At 72.8% G+C, this 22,984-nt stretch carries 22 protein-coding genes and 1 pseudogene; 7 read left to right on the plus strand and 16 right to left on the minus strand.

Annotation, left to right across the window (positions count from 1 at the left end; all coding sequences use genetic code 11):
• From DMH12_RS24425 to DMH12_RS24460, 8 genes and pseudogenes are all read right to left on the minus strand, one after another.
• Positions 1 to 411: pseudogene (locus DMH12_RS24425) on the minus strand (hypothetical protein); the annotation flags it as partial.
• Positions 408 to 3,368 carry a DEAD/DEAH box helicase gene (locus tag DMH12_RS24430; protein ID WP_125493615.1) on the minus strand — a complete coding sequence of 987 codons (2,961 nt, stop codon included), beginning with the start codon at positions 3,366 to 3,368 and terminating at the stop codon, positions 408 to 410. The pseudogene DMH12_RS24425 and the gene DMH12_RS24430, both read right to left, overlap by 4 nt.
• A gap of 100 nt (positions 3,369 to 3,468) precedes the next feature.
• Positions 3,469 to 4,050 (minus strand): sugar kinase, encoded by a 582-nt coding sequence (locus tag DMH12_RS24435; RefSeq protein WP_125493616.1) that lies wholly within the window; start codon positions 4,048 to 4,050, stop codon positions 3,469 to 3,471.
• The gene (locus DMH12_RS24440; RefSeq protein ID WP_122618835.1) at positions 4,047 to 5,195 is read right to left on the minus strand and encodes an ROK family glucokinase; all 1,149 of its coding nucleotides are present in this window, start codon (positions 5,193 to 5,195) and stop codon (positions 4,047 to 4,049) included. The genes DMH12_RS24435 and DMH12_RS24440 overlap by 4 nt, the downstream gene beginning before the upstream one ends.
• Positions 5,196 to 5,310: 115 nt before the next feature.
• On the minus strand, positions 5,311 to 6,102 hold the full coding sequence (locus tag DMH12_RS24445; protein WP_125493617.1) for an ATP-binding cassette domain-containing protein: 792 nt from the start codon (positions 6,100 to 6,102) through the stop codon (positions 5,311 to 5,313).
• Entirely contained in the window at positions 6,099 to 7,142 is a 1,044-nt protein-coding gene (locus DMH12_RS24450; RefSeq protein ID WP_125493618.1) for an ABC transporter permease, read from the minus strand. The genes DMH12_RS24445 and DMH12_RS24450 overlap by 4 nt, the downstream gene beginning before the upstream one ends.
• Positions 7,139 to 8,143, minus strand: a complete 1,005-nt coding sequence (locus DMH12_RS24455) for a sugar ABC transporter substrate-binding protein (RefSeq protein ID WP_125493619.1) — start codon at positions 8,141 to 8,143, stop codon at positions 7,139 to 7,141. The genes DMH12_RS24450 and DMH12_RS24455 overlap by 4 nt, the downstream gene beginning before the upstream one ends.
• Before the next feature lie 192 nt (positions 8,144 to 8,335).
• Positions 8,336 to 9,073, minus strand: coding sequence for a myo-inositol degradation transcriptional regulator (locus tag DMH12_RS24460; RefSeq protein WP_125493635.1), 738 nt, complete (start codon positions 9,071 to 9,073; stop codon positions 8,336 to 8,338).
• Positions 9,074 to 9,202: 129 nt separating this feature from the next.
• Here DMH12_RS24460 and DMH12_RS24465 point away from each other — a divergent pair, with 129 nt between their 5' ends.
• Positions 9,203 to 10,225: a Gfo/Idh/MocA family oxidoreductase gene (locus DMH12_RS24465; RefSeq protein ID WP_125493620.1), complete on the plus strand. Its 1,023-nt coding sequence runs from the start codon at positions 9,203 to 9,205 to the stop codon at positions 10,223 to 10,225.
• A 33-nt stretch (positions 10,226 to 10,258) separates the two neighbouring features.
• Here the strand turns inward: DMH12_RS24465 and DMH12_RS24470 are convergent, their stop codons facing one another.
• Positions 10,259 to 10,939, minus strand: a complete 681-nt coding sequence (locus DMH12_RS24470) for a response regulator transcription factor (RefSeq protein WP_125493621.1) — start codon at positions 10,937 to 10,939, stop codon at positions 10,259 to 10,261.
• A 76-nt stretch (positions 10,940 to 11,015) separates the two neighbouring features.
• On the minus strand, positions 11,016 to 12,290 hold the full coding sequence (locus DMH12_RS24475; RefSeq protein WP_399188582.1) for a histidine kinase: 1,275 nt from the start codon (positions 12,288 to 12,290) through the stop codon (positions 11,016 to 11,018).
• 170 nt (positions 12,291 to 12,460) lie between these two features.
• Between DMH12_RS24475 and DMH12_RS24480 the strand changes: the two genes are divergently transcribed.
• Positions 12,461 to 12,661, plus strand: coding sequence for a hypothetical protein (locus DMH12_RS24480; protein ID WP_125493623.1), 201 nt, complete (start codon positions 12,461 to 12,463; stop codon positions 12,659 to 12,661).
• Positions 12,662 to 12,688: 27 nt separating this feature from the next.
• Here DMH12_RS24480 and DMH12_RS24485 read toward each other — a convergent pair whose 3' ends face one another.
• Positions 12,689 to 13,084, minus strand: a complete 396-nt coding sequence (locus DMH12_RS24485; RefSeq protein ID WP_125493624.1) for a ribonuclease domain-containing protein — start codon at positions 13,082 to 13,084, stop codon at positions 12,689 to 12,691.
• A 177-nt stretch (positions 13,085 to 13,261) separates the two neighbouring features.
• On the opposite strand from DMH12_RS24485, the gene DMH12_RS24490 reads away from it, so the two are divergent.
• A complete protein-coding gene (locus DMH12_RS24490; RefSeq protein ID WP_125493625.1) occupies positions 13,262 to 14,047 on the plus strand; it encodes a 3-oxoacyl-ACP reductase family protein in 786 nt (261 codons plus the stop codon).
• Between the two features lie 107 nt (positions 14,048 to 14,154).
• Here DMH12_RS24490 and alc read toward each other — a convergent pair whose 3' ends face one another.
• Both alc and allB read right to left on the minus strand, forming a co-directional pair.
• On the minus strand, positions 14,155 to 15,285 hold the full coding sequence (alc, locus tag DMH12_RS24495) for an allantoicase (protein ID WP_125493626.1): 1,131 nt from the start codon (positions 15,283 to 15,285) through the stop codon (positions 14,155 to 14,157).
• 62 nt (positions 15,286 to 15,347) lie between these two features.
• Positions 15,348 to 16,685, minus strand: a complete 1,338-nt coding sequence (gene allB, locus DMH12_RS24500) for an allantoinase AllB (RefSeq protein WP_125493627.1) — start codon at positions 16,683 to 16,685, stop codon at positions 15,348 to 15,350.
• 236 nt (positions 16,686 to 16,921) lie between these two features.
• Between allB and allR the strand changes: the two genes are divergently transcribed.
• Positions 16,922 to 17,725: an allantoin degradation transcriptional regulator AllR gene (gene allR / locus DMH12_RS24505; RefSeq protein WP_125493628.1), complete on the plus strand. Its 804-nt coding sequence runs from the start codon at positions 16,922 to 16,924 to the stop codon at positions 17,723 to 17,725.
• A 16-nt stretch (positions 17,726 to 17,741) separates the two neighbouring features.
• Here the strand turns inward: allR and DMH12_RS24510 are convergent, their stop codons facing one another.
• Positions 17,742 to 18,068: a DUF5955 family protein gene (locus DMH12_RS24510; RefSeq protein ID WP_125493629.1), complete on the minus strand. Its 327-nt coding sequence runs from the start codon at positions 18,066 to 18,068 to the stop codon at positions 17,742 to 17,744.
• A 142-nt stretch (positions 18,069 to 18,210) separates the two neighbouring features.
• On the opposite strand from DMH12_RS24510, the gene DMH12_RS24515 reads away from it, so the two are divergent.
• Positions 18,211 to 18,810: an NTP transferase domain-containing protein gene (locus DMH12_RS24515; protein ID WP_125493630.1), complete on the plus strand. Its 600-nt coding sequence runs from the start codon at positions 18,211 to 18,213 to the stop codon at positions 18,808 to 18,810.
• 183 nt (positions 18,811 to 18,993) lie between these two features.
• Positions 18,994 to 20,616, plus strand: a complete 1,623-nt coding sequence (gene aceB, locus DMH12_RS24520; protein ID WP_125493631.1) for a malate synthase A — start codon at positions 18,994 to 18,996, stop codon at positions 20,614 to 20,616.
• A 69-nt stretch (positions 20,617 to 20,685) separates the two neighbouring features.
• Here the strand turns inward: aceB and DMH12_RS24525 are convergent, their stop codons facing one another.
• The gene (locus DMH12_RS24525; protein WP_125493632.1) at positions 20,686 to 21,600 is read right to left on the minus strand and encodes a HipA family kinase; all 915 of its coding nucleotides are present in this window, start codon (positions 21,598 to 21,600) and stop codon (positions 20,686 to 20,688) included.
• Positions 21,601 to 21,754: 154 nt separating this feature from the next.
• Between DMH12_RS24525 and DMH12_RS24530 the strand changes: the two genes are divergently transcribed.
• A complete protein-coding gene (locus tag DMH12_RS24530; protein ID WP_125493633.1) occupies positions 21,755 to 22,180 on the plus strand; it encodes a DUF6003 family protein in 426 nt (141 codons plus the stop codon).
• A gap of 13 nt (positions 22,181 to 22,193) precedes the next feature.
• On the opposite strand, the gene DMH12_RS24535 is transcribed toward DMH12_RS24530, so the two are convergent.
• Complete coding sequence (locus DMH12_RS24535; protein WP_125493634.1) at positions 22,194 to 22,808, minus strand: TOPRIM nucleotidyl transferase/hydrolase domain-containing protein; 615 nt, start codon at positions 22,806 to 22,808, stop codon at positions 22,194 to 22,196.
• Positions 22,809 to 22,984 lie beyond the last annotated feature (176 nt).

The raw sequence follows: 22,984 nt of genomic DNA on the forward strand, positions 1-22,984 counted from the left end.
GCCGGGGACGGACACGGAGTCGGGGCCGGGGACGGGCTCGGAGACGGGCCGGGAGACGGGGTCCGAGGGGTCGTCCGTGCGGTCGGACGGGGCTCGGGGAGCCGTCTCCTCGGGCTCCTCGGGCTCCTTGGGCTCCTCGGCGTCGGCGTCGTGCGCCGGCGTGTGCCGTGCGGTCCGGGTGCCGCGCAGCGCCGCGCGTGCGATGTCGCCGGGGCGCGGAGGGCGGTCCCCTTCCCCGTCGCGGCCCTGGTCCCGGTCACGCTGCCGCGCGGCTTCGCGGACCGAGCCGTCGGGCTCCGGGTGGGCGCCGGTCCCGGACGCGGTGGCCGTGGGGAGGTCCGGTGTCGTCTCGCCGCGCAGCCGGGCCTCGCGCAGAGCGCGGCGGGCCTCGTCGGCCGGGCGGGCGGTCATGACGGCCTCCGCAGGGACACCAGGTCGGACAGCTCACGGGCCGTCAGCTCGGTGAGGGCCGACTCGCCGGAGCCGAGGATCGCGTCGGCCAGGGCCCGCTTGGACTGGAGCATCTCGGCGATCCGGTCCTCGACCGTGCCCTCGGTGATGAGGCGGTGCACCTGGACCGGCTGGGTCTGGCCGATGCGGTAGGCGCGGTCGGTGGCCTGCTCCTCGACGGCCGGGTTCCACCACCGGTCGAAGTGCACGACGTGGCCCGCGCGGGTGAGGTTCAGGCCGGTGCCGGCGGCTTTGAGGGACAGGACGAGGACCGGCGTCCCGCCGCTCTGGAAGCGGTCCACCATGCGTTCGCGCTCGGGCACCGGCGTGCCGCCGTGGAGGAGGTCGACGGGGACCGCGCGAGCGGCCAGGTGGGAGGTGATGAGGCGGGCCATGCCGACGTACTGCGTGAAGACGAGCGCCGATCCGTCCTCCGCGAGCAACGTGTCCAACAGCTCGTCCAGCAGGGCGAGTTTCCCCGAGCGGGCGGCCATGCGGTCGGCGCCGCCCACACCTGTGGCGCCCGGTGGGTGCTCCTCCTTGAGGAAGAGCGCGGGGTGGTCGCAGATCTGCTTCAGCGAGGTCAGGAGCTTGAGGACGAGACCGCGGCGGCCGATGCCCTCGGCCTCCTCGATGGCGAGCATCGACTCGCGCACCACCGCCTCGTACAGCGCGGCCTGTTCGCGGGTGAGGGGGACGGGGTGGTCGGTCTCGGTCTTCGGCGGCAGCTCGGGGACGATGCCGGGGTCGGACTTCTTGCGGCGGAGCAGGAAGGGGCGGATCAGGCGGGCGAGGCGGGCCACCGCCTCGTCGTCCTCGCCGTTCTCCACCGCGCGGGCGTGGCGCGCGCGGAAGGACTTCAGGGGGCCGAGGAGTCCGGGGGTGGTCCAGTCGAGCAGGGCCCACAGCTCGGAGAGGTTGTTCTCCACCGGTGTGCCGGTCAGCGCCACCCGCGCGGGGGACGGGATGGTGCGCAGGGCCTTCGCCGTCGCCGAGTACGGGTTCTTGACGTGCTGGGCCTCGTCCGCGACGACCATGCCCCAGGGCCGCTCGGCGAGGGCCGGGGCGGCGGACCGCATCGTGCCGTACGTGGTGAGCACGAAGCCGCCGGCCAGGTCGTCCAGGGTGCGGTCGGCGCCGTGGAAGCGGCGGACGGGGACGCCGGGCGCGAAGCGGGTGATCTCCCGCTGCCAGTTGCCCAGCAGGGAGGCCGGGCAGACCACCAGGGTGGGCTCGGTCCTGGCCCTCTTGAGGTGCAGGGCGATGACGGTGACCGTCTTGCCGAGGCCCATGTCGTCGGCGAGGCAGCCGCCGAGGCCGAGGGAGGTCATGAGGTCGAGCCAGGCGAGTCCGCGCAGCTGGTAGTCGCGGAGGGTGGCGTGCAGGCCGGGCGGCGGTTCGGCGGGGTGTACGCCCGCGGTGAGCCGGTCGCGCAGGGCGGCCAGCGCGCCGACCGGCACCACGTCGACGGTCTCGCCGTCGGCCTCCGCGCTGCCGGTGAGGGCGACGGACAGGGCGTCGACCGGGTCGAGCAGGCCCAGGTCGCGCTTGCGGGCCCGGCGGACGAGCGCCGGGTCGACCAGGACCCACCGGTCACGGAGCCGGACGACCGGGCGGTGGGCCTCCGCGAGGGTGTCCATCTCGGCCTCGGTGAGCGGGTCGCCTCCGATGGCCAGCTGCCAGCGGAACTGGAGGAGGTCCTCGCTCTCGAAGAATCCCGTGCCGTCCGTCGCCGAGCCCGGCGCGGTCCTGACGACCGCGGTCGCGGTGAGGTCCTGCGCGAGGTCGCGGGGCCAGTGCACGGCCACCCCGGCGGCGGCGAGCCGACCCGCCGCCACGCCCAGCAGGTCGGTGACCTCCTCCTCGGACAGCCCGAGGACGTCGGGCACGTCCTGCTCGGTGAGGCGGTCGAGGGGCGGCCAGACCCGCGCCGCGCGTCGCACGGCGAGGGCGGTGTCGACACGCGCACGGGGGCCGAACGCGGCGTCGGCCTCCCCCGACCACAGGTCCGCGGCGTCGGCGACCAGGGTGGGGTCGGCGAGGCTGTGCACCTGGACGATCGCGGCCCCCGCGCTGCGCACCCCGCCGCTGCCGCCGCTTCCCTCGGCGGCGACGTCCCGGTCGAAGAGGTCGTACGCCGACAGGTCCAGGCGGAGCGAGACCCGCACGCCCGCGTCCATCCCGGCGGCGACCTCGGCGGCCCAGTCGTGGGCGCCGGGCAGGTGCTGGGCCGCGCGTGCGGCGAAGGGGCGTCCCGAGGCATGGGGGGCGGCCGGGGTGCGGGGCAGGGTGTCGGCGACGGCGTCCAGGAAGGCGCGGACCAGTGCCTCCGGCTCCGGCAGCCGGATCGGGCCCGGGCCGTCCAGCGGCACAGCGTGGCCCTCCGGGGGCAGGGCGGCGGCCACGGCCCGCAGGTGCGCGATGTCGTCGGGGTCCAGCGGTCCGGCGCGCCAGGCGTCGTGTCCCGTGGCGGTGAGGCCGGGCAGCAGCCTGCCGCGCGCGGTGAGCCGCAGGGCGTGCAGGGCCGCGGCTCCCCAGCAGGCGGTCGCCGGGTGGGCGGCCGGGTCGTGCCGGGCCCGCACCAGGAGCGGCAGGGCCTCGCCGAGCGGCAACGACAGCGCGGGGGTCGTGGCACGCCGCACGCCGGTGCCGTGCCGGCGGACGACCGTGAGTTCCGTGCGCTCCGTGGGTCCGGCCGGGTCGCCGTCGGATGTCGGGGCGTACCCGGAGAGGGTGTCGTCCCCGCCTGCCTCCGGGTCCCAGAAGGCGATCCGGGCGTCGCGCGGAAGGGGTGCGGGCAGGAAGACGGCGGCCAGCCGGAGCGGGAGGGACGGTGCGGGGCGCCGCGGCCCGCTCGACTCCAGCCGCTCCCCCGCCCGCCCGGAGACGGTTGCGTCCGCCACGGCCATGTCGCCCATACGTCCTGTCACCTCCCGCCCGTGGTCCCGATCAGCTGTCTTCGACTCTACGGGCGGGGTCTGACAATCGGCCCCGGCGGACCGCCGGAGCCGTGCGTCCCTAGGGAACGGTGCGTGAGACGACGTACACCATGGGATAGTCCGGGTCGTCCAGGTCCACGACGACGTCCTGGGTCGGTGCCGGGTTCCGCTGCTCGTTGACCACGCCCCACCAGGTGCTGGAGGAGCGGAAGTTCCAGCCGGTGACCCGCTGGGCCCGGTCGCTGATGGCGATCTTGTCCTTCTCCAGCGCGTCCCGGTCGACGCCCAGTCCGGCCAGGAAGGCGTCCAGACCGGCGTTGGTGGTCTGGAACTGGACGTAGAGGCGGCTGGTCTTCCAGTTGTTCGTCTCGTAGTACGCGATCTTCTCGGAGGGCACCGGGACCGGCAGCTCGTAGATGCGGCGCTGGAGCTTGGACGGCCAGCCCCGGGTCATGCCGGTCGCCGCGTACTTCGCCTCCTTCTGCCGGCCGCTGTCGCGGCTCTGGTTGGCGGAGATCACGAGGTAGCCGGCGGGGACGCCGATGAGCAGCACGATGGTGAGCAGCGTCAGCGCACGGCGCCGGATCCTGTGCCGGCGGTCCTCGGCCGGCGGCCCGTGTTCCTCGGGCGTTCCGGCCTGGTGGGGCAGGGTCTCGGTCACAGCGACTCCCCGGGGGTGCGGCGGGCCTCGGCGTACCGCTCGTAGCGCTCGTACCGCTCCACGCGGCGCCGCTTGGCGCGGCGGAACCGGCGGGCCACCAGCCGGGCCAGGTCGGCGGCGCCCACCATGCCGGCCTCGGGGCCCAGCTGGGCCCGGACGATGCGGGCCTCGGGGCGGTAGCCGCGGCCGGTGAGCTGGCGTTTGAAGGCGTCGCGCGCGGGACCGATGAGCAGGTCGTCCGCGGCGCTGACCCCGCCGCCGATCACGAAGCAGGACGGGTCGAGGGCGGCGGCGAGGTTGGCGATGCCGACGCCGAGCCACTGCCCGATGTCCTGGAGCAGCTCGACGCACATGGCGTCGCCGTCGCGGGCCAGCTCGGTGATCATCGGGCCGGTGATGTCGCCGATGCTGCCCTTGACGTGCTCGATGATCCCGTACGCCACCGGCGAGTCGGCCGCGGCCAGCTCGCGGGCCTCCCTGACCAGGGCGTTCCCGGAGCTGTACTGCTCCCAGCAGCCGCGGTTGCCGCACGGGCAGCGGTGGCCGCCGGGCACCACCTGCATGTGCCCGAACTCACCGGCGACCCCGTACTTGCCCCGCTTGACCTGGCCGTCCTCCAGGATGGCGCCGCCGATGCCGGTGCCGAGCGTGATCATGACGAGGTGGTCCTCGCCGCGGCCGGCGCCGAAGCGCCACTCGGCCCAGGCTGCGGTGTTGGCGTCGTTGTCCACCAGGACGGGGACCGCGAGGCGGCCGGCGATGCGGTCGCGCAGCGGCTCGTTGCGCCAGGACAGGTGCGGTGCGAAGAGCACGCGGTTGCGGTCGGCGTCGACCCAGCCGGCCGCGCCGATGCCGACGGCGTGCACGTCGTGCCGGTCGGAGAGGTCCAGGACCAGCTCGACGATGGTGTCCTCGACCACCTTCGGGCTCTTGGACTTGTCCGGGGTCTCCGTGCGCAGGCGCTCCAGGATGTTGCCGTCGGCGTCGACGACGCCCGCCATGACCTTCGTGCCGCCGATGTCGATGCCGACCGTGGGCACGCGGGGTGCCGTCAGGTGCGAGCGGCGTTCCCTCGTGCCCACGGTGCGCAGGACCGGGGCGCGGCGGGATCCGATGGGGGCGGTGAAGTCGCGGTAGGTGCTCATCGGGTGCGATTGTGCCGCACGGGTGTGCCGGGTGCCGAATGGACAGGGGGTGGCGTGACCGGTTCGTCGCCGGGTGCGGGTGCGTCGTGGCTACTCGCGCGGTTCCCCGCGCCCGTTATCGGCGTTCCAGTTCATGGCGTAGATCGTCCAGCTCCGTTCCGCCCGCCATCTGGCGCGTCAGCTCGTCCAGGGTGATGTCCTCGCGCTCGTGGTTGCCGACCATCGCGCCGCGCTTCAGGAGGACGAAGCGGTCCCCCACCAGGTACGCGTGGTGCGGGTTGTGGGTGATGAGGACGACGCCCAGGCCCTGGTCGCGGGCGGCCGCCACGTACTTCAGGACGACGCCGGACTGCTTCACGCCGAGGGCGGCGGTCGGCTCGTCCAGGACGAGCACCTTCGCGCCGAAGTACACCGCGCGTGCGATCGCCACGCACTGGCGTTCGCCGCCGGAGAGGGTGCCGATGGGCTGGTCGACGTCGCGCAGGTCGATGCCCATGCGCAGGAGCTCCGCGTGGGTGGTGCGGCGCATGTGGTCGACGTCCATGCGCTTGAACGGGGCGACGCCCTTGCGGGGCTCCGAGCCGAGGAAGAAGTTGCGCCAGACCGGCATCAGCGGGACGACGGCGAGGTCCTGGTAGACGGTGGCGATGCCGCGGTCCAGGGCCTCGCGCGGGGAGGCGAGGCGGGTCTCCTCGCCGTCGAGGGCGAGGGTGCCGCCGTCGTGCTGGTGCAGCCCGGAAATGATCTTGATGAGGGTGGATTTGCCCGCGCCGTTGTCGCCCAGGACGCAGGTGATCTCCCCCGTGTGCACCTGGAGGGACACGCCTTCGAGGGCGCGTACGTTGCCGTAGTTCTTGCTGACGCCGGACAGCTCGACGAGCGCCTCGGGTACCGGGGTCTGCGTCATTTGGTGGCCTCCGCGCGCTTGCGGACCCAGGCGTTGAGCAGGGTCGCGAGGAGCAGCATCGCTCCGAGGAAGAACTTGAACCAGTCGGGGTTCCACTCGGCGAAGACGATGCCCTTGCTGGTCATGCCGAAGATGAACGCGCCGACCGCCGAGCCGACGGCGCTGCCGTAGCCGCCGGTGATCAGACAGCCGCCGATGACGGCCGCGATGATGTAGATCAGCTCGTTGCCGACGCCCTCGCCGGACTGGACGACGTCGTAGGAGAAGAGCAGGTGCTGGCCCGCGATCCAGGCGCCGAAGCCGACGCCCATGTAGAGGCCGACCCTGGTCCGGGTGACCGGGACGCCCACCGCGCGGGCGGCGTCCTTGTTGCCGCCGACCGCGAAGATCCAGTTGCCGGCGCGGGTGCGCAGCAGGATCCAGCTGGCGACGGCGACCAGGGCGAGCCACCACAGGATCGTGACCTTGAAGCCGACGCCGCCGATGGTGATCGTGGACGCGAAGACGTCGCGGGCGGAGGGGAAGCCCTCCATGTCGGCGATCGACTTGGTGGAGACGGTGCCGTCGATCAGCTTGGTGAAGCCCAGGTTCAGGCCGGTCAGCATCAGGAAGGTGCCCAGCGTGATGATGAAGCTGGGCAGTTTCGTGCGGGTCAGCATGAAGCCGTTGAACGCGCCGATCGCCAGGGTGACCAGCAGCGACACCCCCACGCCCACCCAGACGTTGGCGGTCATCTGGTAGCTGAACATCGACGACACCAGCGCCGACGAGGTGACCATGACGCCGGCCGACAGGTCGAACTCGCCGCCGATCATCAGCAGCGCCACCGGGACGGCCATGATGCCGATCGTGGAGGCGGCGTAGAGCACCGTGCTGAGGCTGGCGGCCTGCAGGAAGCTGTCGGCGAAGAAGGCGAAGAACACGAAGACGGCGATGGCGCCGACGACGGAGCCCAGTTCGGGGCGGCCCAGGAGTTTCCGCAGCCGAGAGGTCTGCAGAATCCTTTCGTCAGCGGTGGCCGCGTCCGTGCCCGCGCTCATCGGGTGCCCCGCTCGGTGTACTCGGAGAGCGCGTCGGCGTCGTCCTTGGTGATGATCTGCGGTCCGGTGAGCACCGGCCGGCCGCCGCCCAGGACGTCGGCGTTGTACTTGTACAGCCACAGCAGGTCCACGGCCTCGTAGCCCTGGAGGTAGGGCTGCTGGTCGACCGCGAAGCCGAGGGTGCCGTCGGCGAGCCCGGCCGCCACCTTGGCGTTGAGGTCGAAGGTGTCGATCTCTGCCTCGCTGCCCGCGCCCTGCTTGGCCTTCACCGCGGTGTCGGCGTAGGGGGCGCCGAGGGTGACCACCGCGTCGACGGCCTTGTCGGTCTGGAGCTTGGCCTCGATGGCTGACTGCACGTCCGGCATGCTGGTGCCGTTGACGTAGAGCCGCTGGACCTTGCCGTCGAAGGTCTTCTCGACGCCGTCGCAGCGCTGCTCGTGGCCGACGTTGCCCTGCTCGTGGAGCACGCAGAGGGCCTGCTCACGGCCTCGCTCGTTCAGCTCCTCGCCGACCGCCTCGCCGGCGATCGTCTCGTCCTGGCCGACATGGGTGAGAGCGCCGAACGCCTTCGACTCCTCGGACCCGGAGTTCACGGTGATCACCGGGATGCCCGCCTTGCGGGCGCGGTCGAGGGCGGACTTCATGGCGTCGGGCTTGGCCAGCGTGACGATGATCCCGTCGACCTTCTTGTCGATGGCGGCGTTCACCAGCTGCGCCTGCTGCTGCGCCTCGTCGTCGTGGGAGTACAGGAAGTTGATGTTGTCCTTCACCGCGGCCTGCTCGGCGCCGCTCTGGACGATGTCCCAGAAGGTGTCGCCGTCGCCCGAGTGGGTGATCATCGCGAAGGTCCAGCGGGGCGTGTTCACCGCCGCCTGCCCCTGGGCGGACGCGGCCTTGCGGGCGTCCTCGGCCCGCTTGCCGCCAGTGCTGCTGCACCCGGCCAGGGACACCGACAGTGCTCCTGCCAGCGCGATGCCTACCCAGGTCCGAAACCGTGCCACGAGGCCGTGCCCTTCTTGCTGTGCCGTGCTGTGCGTGCCGGGGCCCGAGGCTCCGGCCGGGGCCGGGAAGCCCCAAACGCCCCATTGTCCGACACACAAGCGGAGCGTCTTACTCCGGGGATCGGGCGACGGTCACATTGTCCGGACATTGCGACGAACCCGCGCGGCGAGCGGCGGCCGGAGGGAGCGGGCTCAGGGCCGTACGAGGAGCTGGAACTCGAAGGAGTACCGGGAGGGGCGGTAGGTGTGCGTGCCGAACTCCACCGCGCGTCCCGTGTCGTCGAACGTGGTGCGTTCCATCGTGAGCAGGGGCGCTCCCTCGTCCTCGCCGAGCCGTTCGGCCTCGTCGGCGGTGGCGGCACGGGCGCCGATGGACTGGCGGGCGCTGTGCAGGGTGATCCCGGCGGCGCGCATCAGCCGGTACAGGCCGGTGGCCTCCAGCTGTCCGGTGTCGAGGTCGAGGAGACCGGAGGGCAGGCAGTTGCACAGGTACGCCATCGGCTCCCCGTGCGTCAGCCGCAGCCGCTCGACGCGGTGCACGTCGGTCCCCTCGGCCACGCCGAGTGCGGCGGCGGTCTCCGCGGTCGCCGGGACCACCGTGTTGACCAGGACTTTCGTCGCGGGGCGCTGGCCCGCGGCCTCCAGGTCGTCGTAGAGGCTGCTGAGTTCCAGCGGGCGCCTGACCTTGCTGTGCACGACCTGGGTGCCGACGCCCCGGCGGCGCACCAGCAGGCCCTTGTCGACGAGCGACTGGATGGCCTGGCGGACGGTGGGCCGGGACAGACCGAGCCGTGCGGCCAGCTCGATCTCGTTGCCCAGCAGGCTGCCCGGGGTCAGCGCGCCGTGCTCGATCGCCGCCTCCAGCTGCTGCGACAGCTGGAAGTACAGCGGCACGGGGCTGCTGCGATCCACGCTGAGCTCCAGCGACACGGTGGGGTCCACTTCTGGTTTCGGCACGGGCCGAGCGTAGCTCCGTGCGCAGGTGACGGGAAGTTGTGCAGTTCGATTGTCCGGACATACACATTGACAGGGTGCGGGCTGTGAGCCCACTTTGATTCCATGCGCATCGGGGTCATCGGGACGGGCCGTATCGGCACCGTTCACGCCAACACGCTCAGCCGCCACCGCGACGTGGGATCCCTGATTCTCACGGACGCCGACCTCACGCGGGCCCAGGATCTGGCGCACCGGCTGGGGGAGACGGCGGCACCCGGGGTGGACGAGATCTTCCGGTGGGGCGTGGACGCCGTGGTGATCACCACGGCGACACCGGCCCACGCCGAACTGATCGGTCGGGCAGCACGCTCGGGGCTGCCGGTGTTCTGCGAGAAGCCCATCGCGCTGGACCTGACCGGCACGTTACAGGCGATCGCCGAGGTGGAGGCGGCCGGGACGGTGCTCCAGATGGGGTTCCAGCGGCGCTTCGACGCCGGGTACAAGGGGGCCCGGGAGGCGGTACGGGCCGGGCGGCTCGGCCGGCTGCACACCGTCCGGGCGGTGACGAGCGACCAGGCCCCACCGCCGGCCGAGTACCTGCCGCAGTCCGGCGGGCTCTACCGGGACACGCTCATCCACGACTTCGACGTCCTCCGCTGGGTGACCGGGCGGGAGGTCTCCGACGTCTACGCCGCCGGGTCGGACGCCGGGCCGCCGATGTTCCGCGCGGCGGACGACGTGGACACCGGCGCCGCGCTGCTCACGCTGGACGACGGGACGCTGGCCACGGTGACGGCGACGCGGCTGAACGGGGCGGGGTACGACGTCCGCATGGAGCTGGCCGGGGAGCTGGACCAGATCGTCGTCGGTCTGGACGACCGTACGCCGATCGCGTCCACCGAGCCGACCGGTCCCCCGGCCGCGGACAAGCCGTGGACGGGCTTCGTGGAACGGTTCGGGCCCGCCTACGAGGCCGAGCTGGCCACGTTCGTGGAGGTCGTGCGCGGTGAGCGGGCCAACCCGTGCGACGGCCGGGAGGCTCTCCAGGCCCTGCGTGTCGCCGAGGCCTGCGACATCTCCCGCCGCGAGCGCAGACCCGTACGGCTGGCCGAGGTCCCCGGGGGCGCGGCGGCCGCGGCGGGTTGAGCGGACACGTCCGGCCCCCGCTCCCCCGGCCCCCTACCCGCCGTCCTCCTGGTAACCCTCCAGCAGGCCCGCGTCGTGTGCCAGGAGTGCGATCTGCACCCGGTTGTCGAGGTCCAGCTTGGCCAGGACGCGGGAGACGTGGGTCTTGACGGTGGCGACGCTCATGAACAGCTCCGCCGCGATGGCGGCGTTGGCCAGCCCGCGGCCGACCGCGACGGCGACCTCGCGTTCGCGGTCGTTGAGGGTGTCGAGGCGGGCACGCGCGCGGGTGCGGCGCGTGTCGGCGGCGCCCGCGGCCGCCTGGTCCATCAGCCGGCGGGTCACGGCGGGCGACAGGACTGGATCACCGGCCGCGACCCTGCGCACGGCGTCCAGGATCTCCGCGGGCGGGGTGTCCTTGAGGACGAACCCGGCGGCGCCCGCGCGCAGCGCCCGCAGCACCTGATCGTCGGCGTGGAAGGTGGTGAGCACGATGATCTGCGGGGCCTTGGCGCGGCCGCGCAGCCGCTCGGTCGCCGTCAGGCCGTCGACCACCGGCATCCGGATGTCCATGAGGACGACGTCCGGGTGGGTGCGGTCGACGAGCGCCTCGACCTCGTCGCCGTCGGCTGCCTCGCCGACGATCTCGACGTCGTCGGCGCCGCCCAGCATGAAGGACAGCCCGGCCCGCACCAGCGGGTCGTCATCGACGATGAGCAGTCTGATCGCAGTCATGTGCCCTACGTAATCACGGTTGCCGACGGCCGAGTTCGCCCTGTGGACAGAGCCCCTCCGGTCACCGGTGCCGGGCTCATCCCCACGGCAGCCACGCCCGCACCTCGAAGCCTCCGTCGGCCGTGGCGCCGTGCGCCAGGGTGCCGCCCGCGAGCGCGGCCCGCTCGGTCAGTCCGATCAGCCCCTGTCCGGATCCGGGCACGTGGGGCACCTCGCCGTCGGCCGGGGCGTTGCGCACCGACATCGCCAGTCCGTCGCCCGGTGCTCCGCCGACCGAGACCGTGACCTCGGTGCCGGGGGCGTGCTTGCGGGCGTTGGTCAAGGCCTCCTGGGCGATGCGGTAGGCGGTGCGGCCGACGGAGGCGGGGACCTCGGCGGGGTCGGCGACGCCGCCCGCGAGGGTGACCTTCATGCCGGCCTCCCGGGACTCGGTGACCAGCGCGTCGAGCGCCGCGAGCGTCGGCTGAGGGCGGCCCCCGGCGTCGTCGGACTCCGCCGAGCGGAGCACGCCGATGATCTCCCGCAGGTCCTGGAGCGCCTCGTGCGCGCTCTCCCGGATGACGCCGGCCGCGCGCACCACCTCCTCGCGGGGCGCGTCGGGGCGGAACTCCAGGGCGCCCGCGTGCACGCTGAGCAGCGTCAGCCGGTGCGCGAGGACGTCGTGCATCTCGCGGGCGATGGCCTCCCGCGCGAGCCGCTGGGCCTGCTCCGCCCGCAGCCGCGCCTCGGTCTCGGCGCGTCGGGCGCGGTCGCGGAGGCTGAGCATGAGCTGCCGTTTGGAACGGGCGAGCATGCCCCAGCCGACCACCGCGGCGGTGAGCAGGGTGCCGAAGACGAGGATGCCGAGGTAGGGCAGATCGGGGTCGGGGCGCAGCCAGTAGTAGAGGGGCTGGAGCGCGATCTGGGCGCCCGCCACCCAGGCCACGTACCGGAAGGGCCGGTGCACGGCCACGGTGAACAGGGCGACCGTGGTGGCCCCGCCCGACGTGACCGAGACGAAGCCGAGGGGCAGCATGGCGACGGCCAGCCCGACCGGCCACCGGCGTCGGAGCCAGACGGCCGCGCAGGCGAGGGCGCCGACCAGCTGGTCGGCGATCTCCATGCCGTGCGAGAGGTTCGGCTCGTTCTCCAGCCCGTCCGCGCCGAGGAGACCGACCACGACGGCGATCAGGAAGCAGGTGAAGTCGACCATCCAGTCACGGGCGGTGCGCCGGGGCCGCCGGGACCATCGCCCCGAGGACCGGTCCGGGCTGGGGTCGAGTTGTTCGATCAGCGCCGACGGCAGCAGCCACCGGCGTCCGGGGAACGCCGGGGTGATCCGATCGGGTCTGTCTTCGCTCACGGTCGACAAATCTACGCAGGGCTCGCCACGACCACGATCCCTCGCGCGGGATCACCGACCAAAGTCGCGGGACCTCAGACTTTCGACGCGCGGGACGACGGGGAAGGGGGCCTTCGGTCGGGGAGAGCTCGCCCCGCGGCCGATGTGGGTGGGGGGTCCGCGGGGCGAGAGTCGGTGACATGAAGGAATTGCTGGAGTTCCTGGGACTGCTCGCCGTGATCCAGGGCGTGTTGGGGCTGGTGCACGAGTTCACCGACTGGCGTTGGGGCCTGGTGCAGCGGATCGGCTTCCTCGACGGCGCCGAGCTCTACGCGAGCGTGGCGCTGCTCGTGCTCGGCGGCGCGCTGTTCGCGGCCGCCGAGAGCCGCAAGCCCGGCTGAGCAGTCGACCCGCCCGGGACCGGCGGCTCAGCAGCCGTGGTCGACGAGGTCGAACGACGCGTAGTGGTCGGCCGTGTAGTAGTCCTCCTGGTTCTTCTCACCGGTGACGATGCGCCGGGCGCCGCGCGTGTCGGAGCCCGGGGTGATCACCGTGTACTCGTGGTAGTAGCCGGTGGACTGGCCGGGCAGGATGCCCTCCCGGTTCTGGAAGACGGTCCCGTCCTGCTCGAAGGGGTAGGGGCCACCCTGCTCGATCAGGTCCAGGGTGTCGTGCGCCTGGGAGGGCAGGGCGCTGTAGCAGATGTCGCCGACCGCCGCCGGGGCGGCGCCCGCGGTGGTCGCGGAGACGGTGCCGCCCACGAGCAGGGCGGACAGGACTGCGGTTGCCGCGCCGAGCCGGGCGGCGTGTGGGGGGAATCGCATGGATTCATGATGACGCGCGTAGACAGTGGCATGTCAATGACAAGACCGTGGAGTTTCCCTGGACGTCATATGTGTTTTCGGCGTGTTCACAGACCGCGCGAGCCACGATCGGCCCGCACCGGATTCGACGTCCGATCGCCGCCAGCGCGCGGGGTTGCCGCCCGCTGAGATGGACCCATGAAGACGAACACGGATCAGCACACGAACACGGATCCTCTGACGCGCCCCTCCGCACCCCTGCTCGGCCGGGCGGCCCTCGTCACCGGCGGCAGTCGCGGGATCGGCGCGGCCACCGTGCTACGGCTGGCGCGGGAGGGCGCCGACGTGGCCCTGACCTATGTGAACGGCAAGGACGCCGCCGCGAACGTCGTACGCGAGGTGGAGGCGCTGGGACGCCGGGCGGTGGCCCTGCGGGCGGACTCCGCCGACCCGGCCGAGGCGGCGGGGGCGGTGGAGCGGGCCGCAGACGCCCTGGGCGGACTCGACGTACTGGTCAACAACGCCGGCGTCGGGCTGCTCGGCCCCATCGAGGGGTTCTCGGTCGCCGACCTGGACCGGGTCCTGGCCGTCAACGTGCGCGGCGTCTTCCTCACCGCGCAGGCGGCGGCCGGCCGCATGGCGGACGGCGGACGGATCATCACCATCGGCAGCTGCATGACGCAGCGCGTACCGGGTCCCGGCGGGACGCTGTACGCGATGAGCAAGTCGGCTCTGATCGGGCTGACCAAGGCGCTGGCCCGGGAACTGGGCGGGCGCGGCATCACCGCCAACATCATTCACCCCGGCCCGATCGACACCGACATGAACCCGGCCGACGGGCCGTTCGCCGACGGCCAGTCGGCACTGACCGCGCTGGGCCGCTTCGGCACGGCGGACGAGGTGGCGTCGACGGTGGCGCACCTGGCCGGGGCCACGTACGTCACGGGCGCGGAGTTCGCCGTGGACGGCGGTCACGCGGCGTAGGACCGCTCCGTCCCGCCGCCCGCGCGTGCGGACGCGGGGGAACGCACGCGCGGGGCGCACCGGTGCTGTCCGGCCGGGCGCCCCGCGCGTGGGTGTGAAGGGCGGGGTCAGCCGCCGAGCTCCTGGTGCCGGGCGGCCAGGTGGGCCGCGCCGTCCTCGGTGAGGGAGCCGAACAGGCGCAGGCGGGAGATGCCGCCGTCGGGGAAGATGTCCACGCGCGCGTGCGTGCCGACGGCCGGCTCCGGCAGGACGAAGCGGTGGTTGGTGTCGGGCTGGAGGCGGGTGCGGGGCAGGATCTCGCGCCACTCCCCGCCCTCGCCGTCCTGCACCGAGACCGAGGCCCAGCCGGCCGAGTTGCCCTTCAGGTAGGCCGTGTCGATCTCGATCGCGCGGATCTGGGAGCGGTCCACCAGCCGGTAGCGGATCCAGTCGTTGCCCTGGTCGCGGCGGCGGCGGGTCTCCCAGCCGTCGTCCATCTTGCGGGAGCGGCCCGGCTGGATGGTGTTGGTGGCCGGCGAGTAGAAGAGGTTGGAGGCGTCCTCGGCCTGCCCGCCGTTCTCCAGGGCGACCACGTCGAAGGTGCCGAGGGCGGTGAGCCAGGCCGGGTCCGGGAGGACCTCGCCGTACACGCGCAGCCGGGCGATGCCGCCGTCGGGGTGCTGCTTGAGGCGCAGGTGGGTGAAGCGCTGCTCGGCCGAGACCGCGAAGCCGTTGGCGGCGTGGCCGCCGACGGGGGTGCGCGGGACGAGGGTCGTCCACTTGACGTCCCCGGCGAGCAGTTCCTCCGCCGACGGGGAGCCCTCGACGGTGGCGCCCTCGACGGAGACCGCCTGCGGGTAGTTGCCGCGGAAGTGGGCGGTGTCGACCACGATGCCGCGGATCACGCCGGGGGCGCCGAGCCGGACCAGCGCCCAGTCGTGGTCGTCCTCGGTGGGCCAGGGGTGCTCGGCGGAGGCGCCGCGCCGCCGCCGGGTCTCCCAGCCGTCCATGACCTTGCCCTTGTGCCCGAAGTGCTCGGGGTCGAACTCGGCGGGCTCCGGCACCAGCAGGTTCTCGCGCTGGGCGAAGAACTCGTCGTTGGCGGCGACGACACCGGCGCCCAGTCGCCGGTCGGCGAGGTTCGCGAGATGGGTGAACGGGAGGTCGGCCGTGCGGTAGTCCGCGTACGGGTCACCGCCTCCGTAGGGGTTCGCGTCGCCGGTGAAGCTGGCCAACTGGGAGTTCTGCTGGGCCGTCACGGTGATCAGGTGTTCCTCTCGGGGTCGTTCGGGATGGTCTGGGTTCAGGGGGTCCGGACGTCTCAGGTCCGGCTGAGGAGCTGTCCCTTCGGGTCGGTGAACGCGCCGTCCGCCAGGACGCGCTCTCCGCGCAGCCAGGTGGACTTCACGACGCCGTACAGGGTCTTGCCCGCGTACGCGGTGACGCGGTTGCGGTGCTGGAGGGCGGCCGGGTCGACGGTGAACGTCTCGTCGGGGGCGAGGACGGCGAAGTCGGCGTCGTGGCCGGCCGCGATGGCGCCCTTGCGCCCGTCGAGACCCACCTGGCGCGCGGTCTGCGCCGACATCCAGCGCACGATGTCCTCCAGGCCGAGACCGCGCTCGCGGGCCTTGGTCCACATCGCGGGCAGGCTCAGCTGGAGACCGGCGATGCCGCCCCAGGCGGTGGCGAAGTCGTCGGTCTTGAGGTCGGCGGTGGACGGCGAATGGTCGGTGACGACACAGTCGATGGTGCCGTCCACGAGGGCCTGCCAGAGCAGGTCCTGGTTGGCGGCCTCGCGGATCGGCGGGCAGCACTTGAACTCGCTGGCGCCGTCCGGCACTTCCTCGGCGGTGAGCGTGAGGTAGTGCGGGCAGGTCTCGACCGTCACCTGCACGCCGTCGGCGCGGGCCTGCGCGATCAGCGGCAGGGCGTCGCTGGAGGAGAGGTGGAGGATGTGCACGCGCGCGTTGAACCGCTTGGCCTGCGCGAGCAGGGTGGCGATCGCGGTGTCCTCGGCGTCGCGCGGGCGGCTGGCGAGGAAGTGGCTGTACTTCGGACCGCCCTGCTGCGGGGCCGCGGCCAGGTGGTGCGGGTCCTCGGCGTGCACGATGAGCAGGCCGTCGAAGGCGGCGATCTCCGCCAGCGACCGGGCGAGCTGCTCCTGGTCGAGGTGCGGGAACTCGTCGACCCCGGACGGCGACAGGAACGCCTTGAAGCCGAAGACGCCGGCCTCGTGCAGCGGTCGCAGGTCCTTGACGTTGTCGGGCAGGGCGCCGCCCCAGAAGCCGACGTCTATGTGGGCCTTGGCGGCGGCGACCTCGCGCTTGGTGCGCAGGTGGCCGACCGTCGTGGTCGGCGGGATGGAATTGAGCGGCATGTCCACGAGGGTGGTGATGCCGCCGGCCGCCGCCGCGCGGGTGGCGGTCCAGAAGCCCTCCCACTCGGTGCGCCCCGGGTCGTTCACGTGCACGTGGGTGTCGACCAGGCCGGGCAGGACGACGTGGTCGCCGACGTCCTCCAGCCGCGCGCCCTCCGGGACGGGGGCGTCGTACGGGAGGACGGCGGTGATCTTCTCTCCGGTCACCGCGATCGACGCGGCGCGTGTCCCCTCGGGAGTGACGACGCGCGTCGAGCGCAGCACCAGTTCAGCCTGCGACACCCGAACCCCTCTCTTCCCTGCCCTGTATTTCAACGTTCTGTTGAAGGAGTCTTCACTCCCCGCCGGACCCCGTCAAGAGGCACCCTTTGTGGAGGCATGCCCAGTACCCAGCCCTGGACGTTTCCACAAAGCGGAATTAGAATTCCAGCAAGCAGAACGTAGCTACGTACAAGCCGGTAGTCAACCGGCCGCCGGGTACGCTTCTTTCCTCCCGCCAGCCCCGAAAGGAACGTGCCGTGCCGACGTCCAGCGCCAGCACCACCGACTCCGCCAGGTCCGCCACAGGCGGCGTCCAGTCCCTGGAGCGCGCCTTCGACCTGCTCGAACGGATGGCGGACGCGGGCGGCGAGGTCGGCCTGAGCGAGCTGTCGGCCAGCAGCGGCCTGCCGCTGCCGACCATCCACCGCCTGATGCGCACCCTCGTGGCCTGCGGATACGTCCGTCAGCAGCCCAACCGCCGGTACGCGCTCGGCCCCCGCCTGATCCGCCTGGGCGAGTCCGCCTCCCGGCTGCTCGGCACCTGGGCCCGCCCGCACCTGGCCCGCCTGGTCGAGGAGACGGGCGAGACGGCGAACATGGCTCTGCTCGACGGCGACGAGATCGTGTACGTCGCCCAGGTGCCGTCCAAGCACTCGATGCGCATGTTCACCGAGGTCGGCCGGCGCGTCCTGCCGCACTCCACCGGCGTCGGCAAGGCGCTGCTCGCGGACTTCCCGGCGGACGAGGTGCGCGCCCTGCTGGGCCGCACGGGCATGCCGGCCGCGACCGACAAGACGATCACCACGCCGGACGGGTTCATCGCGGCGCTGGCGGACGTGCGCCGCCAGGGATACGCGATCGACGACAACGAGCAGGAGATCGGCGTGCGCTGCCTGGCCGTCTCCGTGCCGGACTCCCCCACCGCGGCGGCCATCTCGATCTCCGGCCCGGCGGGCCGCGTCACCGAGGCCGCGACCGACCGGATCGTGCCCCTGCTCCAGCAGGTGGCGGCGGAACTGTCGGAGGCACTGCTGACGTCGAACGGCAACCCGGCGGCCTGAAGCCGCCCGACCGACCCTAGGGCCTGTCGCCGCGCGGCGGCGGGTCCCCGAAGAGTTCCACGGCGTGCCGGACCTCCGTCAGCCCCGGCGACAGGGCGCTGACGGAGCCGATCGCGGCCGCTATCAGCAGCAGGGAGCGGCGCAGCCGCGGCGCCTCGGGGACCCCGTGCCCCGCCATCGCGGCGAGGTCGGCCAGCTCGTCCTCGGCGATCGCCCGGTCCGGGAAGTCGGCGGGCAGCAGGGCGAGTTGGCGGCGCAACCGGGACACCGCGGCCCTCAGTTCCGCCACCCTCACGCCCTCGTCGCCGACGGTCACTCGCCTCTGCCCCAAGCTCCGCAACACAGCCCTCCCCCTCGAACCCCCTCGTGCGCGGGCCAGTAAACGCCACGCCGCACGGCGCACGCCACCACGCGGACCGAATTTCAGTCTTCGGCGGCCCCGCGCACGTCCGGACGTTTGGCGGGCCGTCAGGTATGCAGGACCCATGACGGATGACGAAGACCAGGTAGCGGGGCTGCTGCTGGCCGCCGGGGGCGGCCGCCGGCTCGGCGGGCGCCCCAAGGCCCTGCTCGAACACCGTGGACACCCACTCGTCGAACACGCGGTCGCCGTGCTCCGCGCGGCCGGCTGCACCCGCGTGCACGTCGTCCTCGGGGCGGGCGCGGCGGACGTACGCGACCGGGCGGATCTCTCGGGCTGCGTACTCGTGGACAACCCGGAGTGGGAGCGGGGCATGGGGTCCTCGCTGCGGGCCGGCCTCGACTCGCTCACCGGGACGGGGGCACGGGCGGCCCTGGTCTCCCTGGTGGACCAGCCGGGCATCGGCGCGGAGGCGATGGCCCGGGTGCGCGCCGGATACCGGGACGAGACGTCGCTCGCGTCGGCGGCGTACGCGGGGGTGCGCGGGCACCCCGTCCTGCTCGGCGCCGCGCACTGGGCGGGGGTCGCGGCGACTGCCACCGGGGACCGGGGGGCACGCGCCTACCTGAGGGAGCACGAGGCCGAGATCGCGCTCGTGGAGTGCGCGGACGTGGCGCGGCCGTACGACATCGACACCGAGGCCGACCTGGTCCACCTTGAGTGAACGGCGTGGCACCGAGCGCCACCTTTCCTCGAACCGGAGAATCTCGACGTCAACAAACCATTGAAGTTCCACGATGAGGAAACTAGTATCCACTGACCAGAAGCACTCGACTGCACGGCGAGTGCGTAATGCCCCATACGCACCCTCTGGCACCCGGTGCCACGCTGAAGGAAGTGACAGCTCATGTCCGCACCAGCGCCGTCCCCGCTGGCCATCGTCGACGCCGAGCCCCTGCCCCGGCAGGAGGAGGTCCTCACCGATGCGGCGCTCGCCTTCGTGGCCGAGCTGCACCGGCGGTTCACGCCCCGGCGTGACGAGCTCCTCGCCCGCCGCGCGGAGCGCCGCGCCGGGATCGCCCGCACCTCCACGCTCGACTTCCTCCCGGAGACCGCCGCCATTCGCGCGGACGACTCCTGGAAGGTGGCCCCCGCTCCGGCCGCGCTGCAGGACCGCCGGGTCGAGATCACCGGCCCGACCGACCGCAAGATGACCATCAACGCCCTCAACTCGGGCGCGAAGGTCTGGCTCGCGGACTTCGAGGACGCCTCCGCGCCGACCTGGGAGAACGTCGTCGGCGGCCAGCTCAACCTCACCGCCGCCTACCACCGCGCCATCGACTTCACCGACGAGCGCACCGGCAAGTCGTACGCCCTGCGCCCGGACGAGGAGCTGGCGACGGTCGTCATGCGCCCGCGCGGCTGGCACCTCGACGAGCGCCACCTCCAGGTCGACGGCCGTCCGGTGCCCGGCGCGCTGGTCGACTTCGGCCTGTACTTCTTCCACAACGCCCAGCGCCTGCTGGACCTCGGCAAGGGCCCGTACTTCTACCTGCCCAAGACGGAGTCGCACCTGGAGGCCCGCCTCTGGAACGAGGTGTTCGTCTTCGCGCAGGACTACGTCGGCATCCCCCAGGGCACCGTCCGCGCCACCGTCCTGATCGAGACGATCACGGCCGCGTACGAGATGGAGGAGATCCTCTACGAACTGCGCGACCACGCCTCGGGGCTGAACGCGGGCCGCTGGGACTACCTGTTCTCCATCGTGAAGAACTTCCGTGACGGCGGCGCCAAGTTCGTCCTCCCGGACCGCAACGCGGTCACGATGACCGCCCCGTTCATGCGCGCGTACACCGAACTCCTCGTGCGCACCTGCCACAAGCGCGGCGCGCACGCGATCGGCGGCATGGCGGCGTTCATCCCGTCCCGCCGGGACGCCGAGGTCAACAAGGTGGCCTTCGAGAAGGTCCGCGCCGACAAGGACCGCGAGGCCGGCGACGGCTTCGACGGCTCCTGGGTCGCCCACCCCGACCTGGTCCCGATCGCCATGGAGTCCTTCGACAAGGTCCTCGGCGACCGGCCCAACCAGAAGGACCGCCTGCGCGAGGACGTCGACGTCAAGGCGGCCGACCTGATCGCGATCGACTCCCTGGACGCCAAGCCGACGTACGCGGGCCTGGTCAACGCGGTGCAGGTCGGCATCCGCTACATCGAGGCCTGGCTGCGCGGTCTCGGCGCGGTCGCCATCTTCAACCTGATGGAGGACGCGGCCACCGCCGAGATCTCCCGCTCGCAGATCTGGCAGTGGATCAACGCGGAGGTGGTCCTCGACAACGGCGAGCAGGTCACCGCCGAACTGGCCCGCAAGGTCGCCGCCGAGGAACTGGCGAACATCCGCGCGGAGATCGGCGACGAGGCCTTCGCGGCCGGCAACTGGCAGCAGGCCCACGACCTGCTCCTGACGGTCTCGCTCGACGAGGACTACGCCGACTTCCTGACGCTGCCGGCGTACGAGCAGCTCAAGGGCTGACGCCCGGCGTCCGTGACGTGACCCGACCGCGCCCCCGGTACCGCACAGCACCGGGGGCGCGGTCGTGTCTCAGTCCACGTGGGCGGACCAGTCCCGTTCGGCGGCCGGCCTGCCGTGCAGGTCGGGGACGCGCTTGAGCCAGTCCGGGCGGCCCCGCTCGGTCCGGGCGGCCCGGGCGGCGTTCTCGGCGGCCAGCTCGTCGCGGCCCGGGAACTCGGTGGGCAGCCACCGCGCGGACGCCCGTACGCGCGCGTGCAGGTAGCCGACGTAGGCGGAGCGCACCTCGTCCGGTGTGCCGAAGCCCGCCTCGGGGGTCAGCCAGGCGTCCGGCACCCGGCCCACCACGTCGCGCAGCAGTTCCTCCGTCACCTTCGGGGCGAGTTCGGCGTCGGCGGCCCGGACGTCGGGCGCGTGGTGGCCGAGGGCGTGGTGGCGGAAGTCGTACGCCTTCTCCGGGGCGGAGGTGTCCCAGCGGTGGTGGAAGACGAGCGCGGCGCCGTGGTCGATCAGCCACAAACGCGGGGGTGCGATGCCGAGGGTGGGCCAGACCATCAGGTTGGAGCTGTGCACCGTGCGGTCCACGTTCACGGTGAGGGCGTCCAGCCAGACGACGCGCCCGGCCTCCCGCGCGTCCACGGGGAACGTCCTGGCCAGCTCCGGCGTGAGGTCGGCGCCGCCCGACAGGTAGTCCATGCCGAGGTTGAGTCCGGCACTGGCGTCGAGCAGGTCGCGCACCTCCTGGTGCGGCTGGTCCTCGGCCGTCGCCGGGTCGAAGTGCGCGAGGACCAGCTCGGGCACCCGGAGCCCCAGCTCCCGCCCCAGCTCCCCGACGATCACCTCGGCGACCAGCGCCTTGCGGCCCTGCGCGGAGCCGGTGAACTTGAGGACATAGGTGCCGAGGTCGTCGGCCTCGACGAGACCCGGCACCGAGCCGCCCTCGTGCAGGGGTGCGACGTAACGAGTCGCCGCGACCTCTCTCAGCACTTTCCCTGCCCACCCATCTCGTCGGCCCCCGGAGTCCGCTCCACGACCGGAGGTCAGGGTACTAGGGGCACGTCCCGGCTCACGGCGCCAGGCCTTCCCGGACGGCACTAATATCGGTGCCTCACACCCGTGTCGGGAAAGGCGAGGCTGAGCGATGGCCGATGACGCGTACCTGTTCCTGCTGCCGGAGCGTCATCCGCGGCTCGCGGCGCCGCTGGCGGCGGTCGGGCCGTTGGAGTGTCTGGAGACGCCCGCCGTGCGCGGCTGGCTCTCCGCGCACGGTACGGCGCCGGGGTCCGAGCAGGTCAGGATTCTCCCGGCGGCCAAGGACGTCCTCATCCCGGAGGACGCCGAGCGGCTGCCCGTGCCGCTGACCGCGGACGAGGCCCTGCGGGTGGAGCAGGAGTGCACCCCGGCGTCCATCACCGACCTGGAGAGGGAGCTCCTCGGCTTCCGGGAGGTCACCCAGGACTGGGAGGCGCTGGTGCACCGTGCTCACGCGGCCGGGATCCCCGCGCCCCGCATCGCTCAGCTGACCGGGATCGACCCGGTGGACATCGGCCGGCTGACCCGGTTCTGACGCGCCCGCCCGGTCACAGGCCCGTGAAGAGTCCGCGGAGTGGAGCGGGTGCCCGGGCGGGGTCGAGGGCCTCGACCAGGAGGCGGCCGTAGCGGATCTTGCGGCCCTTCTTCGTGGAGAGGAAGCGCCGCAGTTGCTGGTGCCGGGAACGGCCGTGCTGGGCGGGCTGGCCCAGGAAGGTCTGCCAGGGGCGCAGCTCGCCCTCGGCCCGGATGATCTCCTCGGCCCGTTCCGGGCCGAGGGCGCGGAGCAGTTCGTCCTCCAGGTCCGCCTCGCAGACGAAGAAGTCCCGCGGTGCCCTGGCCCGCTGCCAGCCCCGTTCGTAGAACCGCACCTCGCCCACGTCGCACAGGCCCGTCAGGCGCAGGCCGAGACCGGGCGGGCCGAGCAGACCGGCGTACCGGCCGACGCTCATCGCCCCGCCCATCGCCACCACGGCCACCCCTTCGGCGACCAGGTCCCGGCCCTCCCGCACGGCCAGCGCCTCGACGGCCGCGAGGTCGCTGGGGCCCTCAAGCAGCACCGCCGTCCGCAGCCCGAGCGCCTCCGCCAGCTCGCCCGCCGTGTCACCGGTCCCGCCGGCCGCCCAGCGGGCGGCCTCGTCCCGGAACGCCTCGATGTCCGCCATGCAGCGAGTGTGCACCTCCGGGGTCCGCGATCGCACGGATTATCGCGGCGGTCCCGGTCCGCTCACGCCTGTCGCAGGGGGTTGGGCAGCGGCAGGTAGCGGGCGTCCGCGCCGTCGGCACCCGTCCAGCGCAGGAGGAGGTTGGTCTTGGCGGGGAGGGTGGGGGCGGTGAGCAG

Source organism: Streptomyces sp. WAC 04229, assembly GCF_003947455.1.
Classification (GTDB): domain Bacteria; phylum Actinomycetota; class Actinomycetes; order Streptomycetales; family Streptomycetaceae; genus Streptomyces.

Bases quoted from the DNA above. Each gene is read 5' to 3' on its own strand.
- DMH12_RS24430 (WP_125493615.1), bottom strand. From the start codon at position 3,368: ATGGGCGACATGGCCGTGGCGGACGCAACCGTCTCCGGGCGGGCGGGG.
- DMH12_RS24440 (WP_122618835.1), bottom strand. From the start codon at position 5,195: ATGAGCACCTACCGCGACTTCACCGCCCCCATCGGATCCCGCCGCGCC.
- DMH12_RS24445 (WP_125493617.1), bottom strand. From the start codon at position 6,102: ATGACGCAGACCCCGGTACCCGAGGCGCTCGTCGAGCTGTCCGGCGTC.
- DMH12_RS24450 (WP_125493618.1), bottom strand. From the start codon at position 7,142: ATGAGCGCGGGCACGGACGCGGCCACCGCTGACGAAAGGATTCTGCAG.
- DMH12_RS24465 (WP_125493620.1), top strand. From the start codon at position 9,203: ATGCGCATCGGGGTCATCGGGACGGGCCGTATCGGCACCGTTCACGCC.
- DMH12_RS24470 (WP_125493621.1), bottom strand. From the start codon at position 10,939: ATGACTGCGATCAGACTGCTCATCGTCGATGACGACCCGCTGGTGCGG.
- DMH12_RS24480 (WP_125493623.1), top strand. From the start codon at position 12,461: ATGAAGGAATTGCTGGAGTTCCTGGGACTGCTCGCCGTGATCCAGGGC.
- DMH12_RS24485 (WP_125493624.1), bottom strand. From the start codon at position 13,084: ATGCGATTCCCCCCACACGCCGCCCGGCTCGGCGCGGCAACCGCAGTC.
- DMH12_RS24490 (WP_125493625.1), top strand. From the start codon at position 13,262: ATGAAGACGAACACGGATCAGCACACGAACACGGATCCTCTGACGCGC.
- DMH12_RS24515 (WP_125493630.1), top strand. From the start codon at position 18,211: ATGACGGATGACGAAGACCAGGTAGCGGGGCTGCTGCTGGCCGCCGGG.
- aceB (WP_125493631.1), top strand. From the start codon at position 18,994: ATGTCCGCACCAGCGCCGTCCCCGCTGGCCATCGTCGACGCCGAGCCC.
- DMH12_RS24530 (WP_125493633.1), top strand. From the start codon at position 21,755: ATGGCCGATGACGCGTACCTGTTCCTGCTGCCGGAGCGTCATCCGCGG.
- DMH12_RS24535 (WP_125493634.1), bottom strand. From the start codon at position 22,808: ATGGCGGACATCGAGGCGTTCCGGGACGAGGCCGCCCGCTGGGCGGCC.